The sequence below is a fragment of the Quadrisphaera granulorum genome (assembly GCF_003149145.1).
Classification (GTDB): domain Bacteria; phylum Actinomycetota; class Actinomycetes; order Actinomycetales; family Quadrisphaeraceae; genus Quadrisphaera; species Quadrisphaera granulorum.
The window spans coordinates 22,699-30,575 of the sequence record NZ_QGDQ01000040.1; the positions used below are offsets into that span (position 1 = coordinate 22,699).

Sequence of the window (7,877 nt, forward strand, 5' to 3'; positions counted from 1 at the left end):
CCCGAGGCGGACGAGGGCCTGGTCGTCGACCAGCAGCACCCGCAGCGGTCGCTGCCCCTCGCTCACAGCGGACCAGCCTGCCCTGCCGTCGCGCCAGGGTCTGCCGGGTGCACCGGCACGACGACGCGCACGCGCCATCCCCCCGCCGGCTGCGGCCCGGCGCTGAAGGTGCCCCCGAAGGCCTCCGCCCGCTCCCGCATGCCGAGCAGCCCTCGCCCGCGTCCGAGCGAGCGGACATCAGCTCGACCGTCAGCCCGACCATCAGAGCGCTCAGCGGGCAGCACGCCGACGCCCACGCCGTCGTCGTCCACGATCACCTCCACCGAGGTGCCGTCGCAGCTGACCAGCACTTCCGCTCGGGCGCCGAGCCCGGCGTGGTCGAGCACGTTGGTGAGCGCGCCCGTGACGATGCGGTGGACGGCCAGGCGCGTCGCGCGGCTCCAGCCCTCCTGCGGGCCGCTCCGGGTGAGGCGGACGGGCACGCCCGCCGCGCGGACCGCGGCGACGACGGCGTCCAGGCCGTCGTCGTCCTCCTCACCCCCGGGCAGGGGCGCACGGTCGGGGCTCTCCCCCGGGCCGCTGGGCTCCGCGAGCACGCCGAGCAGGCGCCGCATCTCGGCGAGCGCCTGGCGGGAGGTGGCGGTCATGGCGTCCAGCACCGCCGCGTCGGGCGGGGCTGCCGGGTCGCGGTGGGCGCGGGCAGCCATGCCGTCGCCGAGCCTGACCACCACGGTGAGGGCGTGGGCGACGACGTCGTGCAGCTCGTGAGCGATGCGGGCGCGCTCGGCGGCGACGGCGATCTGCGCGCGGTGGTCGCGCTCGGCCTGCAGCTGCTCGGCGCGTTCACGCAGCAGGCGCAGCTGCTCGCGGCGCGCGCGCAGCGTGGTGCCGAGGAACACCGCAGCCGCGAGCATCGGCCCCGTGACCAGCGGCGACGCCCACACCGACGTGGGCGGCTCCCCGCCACCGCGGGCCAGTCGGTCGGTGAGGGCCAGGACCAGGACGACGACGACGGCGGCCGCCACCCCCACCCGCAGCTGCGCTCCGCGCCGACGCTGAGCCAGCGACACCACACCGGCCAGCACGAGCACCGCGGGGAAGGCGGGCCGGGCGGCGCCGAGCATCCCCCACACGGGAGCGGCTAGGAGGCAGGTGACGAGCAGTGCCGCGAGCGGCGCGCGCCGGTGCCACCACAGCGGGGCGGCGGTGACCAGCACCAGCGGACCGGTGTGCGGTCCGGCGCTGAACGCCGCGTCGGGCAGCAGCGGCAGCAGCAGCACCGCCGCCCACCCCGCGTCGCGCAGACGGGGGTGGGCGGCGAAGGCGGCGCGCACGCCGTGGTGGACGGCGACCAGGGCGACCGGCCCCTCAGGCGTCGCGGCGCTGCAGCGCGAGCGCGCCCAGCGCGACCGGCACCACGGCCCAGCCGAGCAGCGTCAGCCACGCGGCGACGTCGGAGAGCACGCCGGTGCCGGTGGTCGACTGCAGGGAGGTCGCGGCGACGTCGGGGAAGCGGTGGGCGATGGCCTTGACCCAGTCCCACGTGACCAGCTGCAGCAGCGGCGGGGCCACGAACACCACCGCCACGAGGAACGTGATAGCTCCCGCGGTCGCACGCAGCAGCAACCCGAGGCCCAGGCCGAACAGCGCCACCGCCACGAGGTAGCCGCTGTTGCCGAGCACGGCGGAGACCGTCTCGCTGGCGGTCCAGTCGATGGTGGCCGCGTCGCCGTAGACCACCTGCGCCATCCACAGCGCGCCGAGGGAGAGCACCAGCGTGAACGGCACGAGCACCGCCAGCAGCACCGACGCCTTGGCCACCACGAGCGGCCACCGGCGCGGCAGCGCCATGAGGCTGGAGGAGATCGAGCCGGTGGCGTACTCCCCCGAGGCGACGAGCGCCCCCAGGACGCCGAGCACGAGAGCGGAGAAGCCCGTGGCGCCGAGTGCCGCGGCCACGGGGTCGGCCAGGCCGTTGGCGCCGGGGCCGCCTCGCGGCTGGGTGGCGTCGGGGTTGGAGATGACGGCGGCGATCAGCGCCGCGAAGCCGATGGCCAGCGCGAGCGCGATGAGCAGCGTCCACCACGTCGAGCGCAGCGATCGCAGCTTGGTCCACTCGGCGAGGACGGCGCGCGGCAGCGTGGCACCCGACGGGGCGGTGCCCGTGTCCGCACGGTGCTGCGAGCGGTGCGCGCGCGGAGCGGGGACGGGGCTGGCCGCGCTCGTCGTCGTCCTGCTGCCGTCGGTCAGGGGGTTGGTGCTCATGCTGCGACCTCCTGCTGCTGGTCGGCGCGCTCGTCAGCGGCGTCGTCGTCGGTGGTGTACTCGCGGGAGTCGCGGGTGAGGGCCATGTAGACCTGCTCCAGCGACGCCTTCTCGGTGTGCAGCTCGTGCAGCACGAGGCCGCGCTCGGCGGCGATCTCGCCGATCCGCTCGGCGGTGGTGCCCGTGACGGACAGCTCCCCCACCTCGACATCGGTGACGCTGGCGCCGGCGCTCACGAGCAGGCGGCCCAGCTCACCGGCCTGCGGGGAGCGGACCGCCACGGGCCTGTCGGTGGCGGTGGCGATGAGGTCTTCGACGGTGGTGTCGGCCAGCAACCGGCCGCGGCCCACGATGACGAGCTTCTCGGCCGTCAGCGCCATCTCGCTCATGAGGTGGGAGCTGACGAACACCGTGCGGCCCTCGGCCGCCAGGCCGCGCAACAGGGTGCGGATCCACAGCACGCCGTCGGGGTCGAGGCCGTTGACGGGCTCGTCGAGGATGATCGTGGCCGGGTCTCCCAGCAGCGCGGAGGCGATGCCGAGACGCTGGCCCATGCCGAGGGAGAAGCCGCCGGCGCGCTTGCGGGCGACGTCGTGCAGGCCGACGAGGTCGATGACCTCCGCGACGCGCGTGCGGCCGATGCCCTGGCTCTGCGCGAGCGCGAGGAGGTGGTCGAAGGCGCTGCGACCCTTGTGGATGGCCTTGGCCTCCAGCAGCGTGCCGACCTCCGCGAGCGGGGTGCGGTGCTCGACGTAGCGCTTGCCGTTGACCGTGACGCTGCCGCTGGTGGGCCGGTCCAGCCCGACGACCATGCGCATGGTGGTGGACTTGCCGGCGCCGTTGGGCCCGAGGAAGCCGGTGACGTGGCCGGGGGTGACCGTGAAGGTGAGGTCGTTGACGGCGGTCTTGGCGCCGTAGCGCTTGACGAGGTTCCGGGCTTCGATCACAGCGTCGACGCTAGGTGTCTCGGTGCGCAGCGCGCGCCCTCCGGAAGTCCCGATGTGGCGCCTCTCCCCGCCTGTCGACCCCCTCCTCAGGTAGGGCCCCCATCCGTGATCATGGGCGCTGTGCACAGAACTCACCGTGATCATGGGCGTCCGCCACCCTGGGGTGGCGGACGCCCATGATCACGGAGGGGTCAGGAGGTGGTGGGCCGAGCGCGCAGCTGGTGCCAGCGAGCCGCCACGAGCGTGACCGCAGCCCCCACCACGGCCCACGCCACCACGACAAGCAGCCGCTGCCCCACCGACGCCCCGTCGAAGTAAGCGATCCGCCGCACCGCGTCGACCGCGGCGCCGTTGGGCAGCACCTCCGAGAGCCACGCCCAGAACGGCGGCAGCAACGGCGGCGGGTACGCACCGCCGGCGCTCGGGTTTCCCAGGACGACGAACAGCAGCACCGCCAGGCCGATCCCGATGGTGCCCGCGAGCACCTGGAACGCCATCGTCACCGCGGCCGACGCCATCACCACGAGCATGCCCGTGCCCGCCAGCCCCCAGAACGTGCCGGCGTCGTGCGGGAGCGCACCCAGCAGCGGTCCGACGATCAGCGCGCCACCGATGCCGGAGGCCACGGCGTACGGCAGCACCGCGCCCAGCCGGATGACGGCGCGGCGCAGGTTCGCCGGCCGCGCGCCGCGCGCCACGCCCAGCAGCGCAGCCAGCAGGTACCCGCCGACCACCCACCCGGTCACCAGGTAGAAGCCGGACAGGCCGCGCGCGTCGCCCGCGCCGGCGGGCAGCACGTCCTGGACCGCCAGCGTGCGGCCCTGCGTCGCCTCGGCCTGCGTGAGCACCGCCTGAACCGCGGTCGCGGTCGCCGCGCCTCCCGCACTGGTCACGAGCAGCTGGTCCTGCTTGGACGTCGGGTCGATGACGAGGACGGCGCTGGTGTCGTCGTTGGTGAGGTCGGCGCGCGCGGCGTCGACGTCGGTGGAGGCGGTCACGTCGAGCGGGCGCCCGTTGATGCCGTTGAGCGCCGCAGCGGTCTGGTCGGCCACCTGCTGCGTCGGCCCGACCACCGTCACCGCCACCTCGCGCGGCTTCGGGTGGTGGAAGGCCCCGACGTAGCTGAGCACGAAACCCATCTGCAGGAGGAGGACGGCGACGACGAGCGCCACCGTGCGCGGCGCGATGGCGTCGCGGAGCTCGGCGCGCAGCGTGGGGTGCGCGGGCTCTGCCCGGTGGGCGTGCTGGTAGGGGTGGCTCATCGGGGGTCTCCAGGGGTGAGGACGGTGTCGACGAGGTGGTCGCACAACTCATGGGTGAGGGGCTCGCCGCTGACGAGACGGCGGTAGAACAGCGGGCCGAGGAGGCGATCGGCGACGACGGCGAGGTCGGCGTCGGCGGGCAGGAGCCCCGCGTCGCGCACGACGCGCAGCAGGTCCAGGAGCGGTTCGCGGTGACGCGCCACGATCTGCGCGCGGTGCTCCTCCAGCGAGGGGTCGCGCGCCACCAGCTCCAGCAGAGCCGGCAGGGCGCGGGTCCACGCGCCGCCGACGAGATGGTCGGCGGTGGCGCGCAGGCGGCGGCGCAGGGCGTCGCGCAGCTGGGTGGGGTTCGGCCGCTCGCCATCGTCGTCCCCTGACTCGCCCGGCACGGAGACCGGCAGCACCGCCTCGACGGCGGCGCGCAGGACGTCGGTGCTCGTGGGGAAGTGCCGGTAGATGGTCGACCGGGCGACTCCCGTGCGCTGGACGACGGCGTCGATGGTGACGGCCCCGGGGCCGTCGTTGAGCAGCAGCTCGGCGGCACCGGCGACCACGGCCGCGCGCGATCGCACCACGCGTGGATCGACAGACAAGCGCCCCCCTTTCAGTACGAGACAGTATCGTACCGAAAGGGATTCGAGGCGGCGCTACGAGCCTTAAGCCGGTCGGCGGCCTCAGCCGGTCACGACGGCGGCCGCAACGGCGGCGAGCGCCCCGAGCGCCAGCCCGGCGAGCACCTGCGCCGGCGTGTGGGCGCGCAGCACCACACGCGAGACGGCCAGCAGGCCCACCAGCGGCAGGCCGACCAGGGGCCACGGACCGAACGTTGCGACGAGCGCCCCCAGCGACGCCGCACCTGCCGCGGCGTGCAGCGAGACCTTCCACCGCACCGACACCACGGCGCACACCCCGAGCAGCAGCGCCATCGAGCCAAACAGGACGAGCAGGGCCGGCGGCGCCCCCAGCACGACCTGCAGCGCCACCGACGCCACCACCCCGACGAGCACCGCCGCGAGCACGCGGGGCCTGTCGGCACGGTCGGACAGGTGGTGGTCGACGACACGACCGCGGCGCACGAGGTACAGCACCAGTGTGAGGCCCGGTACCACCGCGGCCGCAGCCCCCACCGCGGCCAGCACAGCCCCCCGACCCCCGGCAGCGGCAGCACCCACGACGATCGGCAGGACCGTCGCGAGGACGGCGGGGGCCAGCGCCTCCGAGGCCCACACCGCCCAGCGCGGCCGCGCCGTCACGGCCGCCGGTTCAGGCACCCTCGGCCAGCGCCCCAGCGTCGAGCGGGTCCGGCAGCACGGTGGACCGCGCCACCTCGACGACGTCGCCCGCGAGGTCGCGCAGACGCACCGACCGGCCCGTGACCGCCTGCACCGTCCACGGTTGCTGCCGCCCCGCCCGCACCACGGTGGCGCCCGGCGCCGGCAGGTGCCCCTCCACGCCGGCGGCGTGCACCACGTGTAGCGCCGTCGACGCGGCCGCGTCGGCCGCGAGCGCGGCGGCGTCGTCAGCATCCGCCGCGGGCGGCACGGCGAGGGTCAGCAGCACGGTCACCAGGCGCAGCTCGCCGCGCCCGCCGGGCAGCGCGCCGTCGTCGTCGTCCACGGGGACCACGGTGACAGGCGCCACCGACAGCGGGCGGTCAGCTGGAGGGGATGAGCCCCAGTGCCGCCGCCAGGTTCATGATCTTGCGGGCGCGGCCCAGGCGGGGCAGGTCGGATCCGTCGCGGACCACGCGGCCGCGGGCCTCGAAGTCGGCGAGGAAGTCTTGCGCCCAGACGATGTCGGACTGGGTGGGGCTGATGACCTCGTTGATGACCGGCACCTGCTCGGCCTGCAGGCAGAGCTTGCCGGTCAGACCCAGCGCCACCGTCAGGGCCGACTGCTCGCGCAGCACAGCGTGGCTGGAGCCGACCGTGGGGCCATCGATGGGGCCGGGCAGGTTGCCGATGCGGCTGGCGACGACGAGGCGCGAACGCGGGTAGGCCATCGCCAGGTCGTCGGCGGCGGTGCCGGTGTCGCGGCGGTAGTCACCGCTGCCGAAGGCCAGACGGAACGCGCCGCGGGCGCGGGCGATCCGCACCGACTCTTCGATGCCGAGGGCGGACTCCACGAGCGCGATCACGGGCAGGGAGCCGCCGAGACGGTCGAACGTCTCCGTGACGTGCTCGGGGGCCTCGGCCTTGGCGAGCATGACGCCAGCCAGCCCGCCACCGGCGGCAGCGGCCTGAGAGAGTTCGCGGACGTCGCTCTCCCAGAACGTGGTGGTGTGGTCGTTGATGCGGACCCACGCGCTGTGCCCGCTGGTGGCCAGCCAGTCGATGACCGTGCGGCGCGCCTCGGCCTTGTAGGCCGGGTCCACGGCGTCCTCGATGTCGAGGATGATCTGGTCCGCGCGGGAGGCCGCGGCCGGCTCGAAGGTCTCGGGGCGGCCGGCGTTGACGAGGAGCCACGAGCGGGCGATCTTGGCGTCCACGCCTCGGGTGATGGGCATCGGGTGGTGCTCCTCAGAGTTCGCGGCGCACTCGAGCGCGGCGGTGCGGTCAGTGAATCGCCCTGAGTCCTACCACGGGGTCACCCTCGGCATCGAACACCACCGCCCAACGCCGAGACCGGGGTCACGCGCGGGCGGTGGGACTCAGGCGGCGAAACTCATCCCACACTCACTCCGCGCGGCGTGCGCCCGAGAACGCCCAGGCGGCCACCCAGACGGTCACGACGCTGGTGATGATCGCGCCGGGCACGTGCACGGCCATGCCGGAGTGGCTCCCGGTCCAGGCCTGCGCGAAGCCGACGACGAACGACAGGGCCGCCAACGCCGTCGGCCAGAGCGGCCCGCGCGTGGCGCGCTGCAGGAGGAAAGCCGAGCCGAGCACAAGCCCCTGGACCACGTGCATGGCGATGGCGCCGCCTCCGTGCACGTCCTCGATGCCCCCGTTGCCGCTGAGGAGCTGGCCCGCGGTGACGAACTGGGCGAGGAGCACGAGCACCGAGAGGGCGGTGGTGACCTGCAGGAGGCGCAGGGGCCCGCTGGGGGCGGCAGCCCGCCTGCTCGATCGGGTGGCGGTCGATGTGGTGCTCGAGCTCACAGGTGGCCCCTTTCGGCGTCGCCCGTCGGGCGATCCACGACGTTCGATGTAGTAGTAGAAATCTTGACTATCACGGTAGGTGATGACCGGGTTCCCCGTCGACACCAGCGCGTCCTTTCACAGCAACCACACAGTGCATCGGCTTCCTCCTCACCGCAGCACAGGAGATCGGTGCGACCAGTTCGGCCAGACGCACCCGTCCCCGCCGGGGGGTGTCCCTATGTCGTTGTCAAGCGGCCAGGGCCACCTCAGAGCTCGTCGGCGTCGTCCGTGGGCGGTAGGGCTGACGGTCACGCAGCATC

General features: G+C 74.4%; 9 protein-coding genes. All 9 read right to left on the reverse strand.

The window, feature by feature from the left end:
• Nucleotides 1-62: 62 nt before the first annotated feature.
• Nucleotides 63-1,334, reverse strand: a complete 1,272-nt coding sequence (locus BXY45_RS21085) for a sensor histidine kinase (protein WP_109776499.1) — start codon at nucleotides 1,332-1,334, stop codon at nucleotides 63-65.
• A gap of 34 nt (nucleotides 1,335-1,368) precedes the next feature.
• A complete protein-coding gene (locus BXY45_RS21090) occupies nucleotides 1,369-2,265 on the reverse strand; it encodes an ABC transporter permease (protein ID WP_109776500.1) in 897 nt (298 codons plus the stop codon).
• Nucleotides 2,262-3,212, reverse strand: coding sequence for an ATP-binding cassette domain-containing protein (locus BXY45_RS21095; protein ID WP_109776501.1), 951 nt, complete (start codon nucleotides 3,210-3,212; stop codon nucleotides 2,262-2,264). Before BXY45_RS21095 ends, BXY45_RS21090 begins: the two co-directional genes overlap by 4 nt.
• 191 nt (nucleotides 3,213-3,403) lie before the next feature.
• Complete coding sequence (locus BXY45_RS21100; RefSeq protein ID WP_109776502.1) at nucleotides 3,404-4,474, reverse strand: ABC-2 transporter permease; 1,071 nt, start codon at nucleotides 4,472-4,474, stop codon at nucleotides 3,404-3,406.
• On the reverse strand, nucleotides 4,471-5,049 hold the full coding sequence (locus tag BXY45_RS21105; protein WP_146211309.1) for a TetR/AcrR family transcriptional regulator: 579 nt from the start codon (nucleotides 5,047-5,049) through the stop codon (nucleotides 4,471-4,473). Before BXY45_RS21105 ends, BXY45_RS21100 begins: the two co-directional genes overlap by 4 nt.
• Before the next feature lie 99 nt (nucleotides 5,050-5,148).
• Nucleotides 5,149-5,745, reverse strand: a complete 597-nt coding sequence (locus tag BXY45_RS21110; protein WP_109776504.1) for a phosphoesterase PA-phosphatase — start codon at nucleotides 5,743-5,745, stop codon at nucleotides 5,149-5,151.
• On the reverse strand, nucleotides 5,738-6,091 hold the full coding sequence (locus BXY45_RS21115) for a hypothetical protein (RefSeq protein ID WP_146211310.1): 354 nt from the start codon (nucleotides 6,089-6,091) through the stop codon (nucleotides 5,738-5,740). The genes BXY45_RS21110 and BXY45_RS21115 overlap by 8 nt, the downstream gene beginning before the upstream one ends.
• Nucleotides 6,092-6,128: 37 nt before the next feature.
• Nucleotides 6,129-6,980 (reverse strand): HpcH/HpaI aldolase/citrate lyase family protein, encoded by an 852-nt coding sequence (locus BXY45_RS21120; protein ID WP_109776506.1) that lies wholly within the window; start codon nucleotides 6,978-6,980, stop codon nucleotides 6,129-6,131.
• A 169-nt stretch (nucleotides 6,981-7,149) separates the two neighbouring features.
• Entirely contained in the window at nucleotides 7,150-7,575 is a 426-nt protein-coding gene (locus tag BXY45_RS21125; protein ID WP_109776507.1) for a hypothetical protein, read from the reverse strand.
• Between the last annotated feature and the right edge of the window lie 302 nt (nucleotides 7,576-7,877).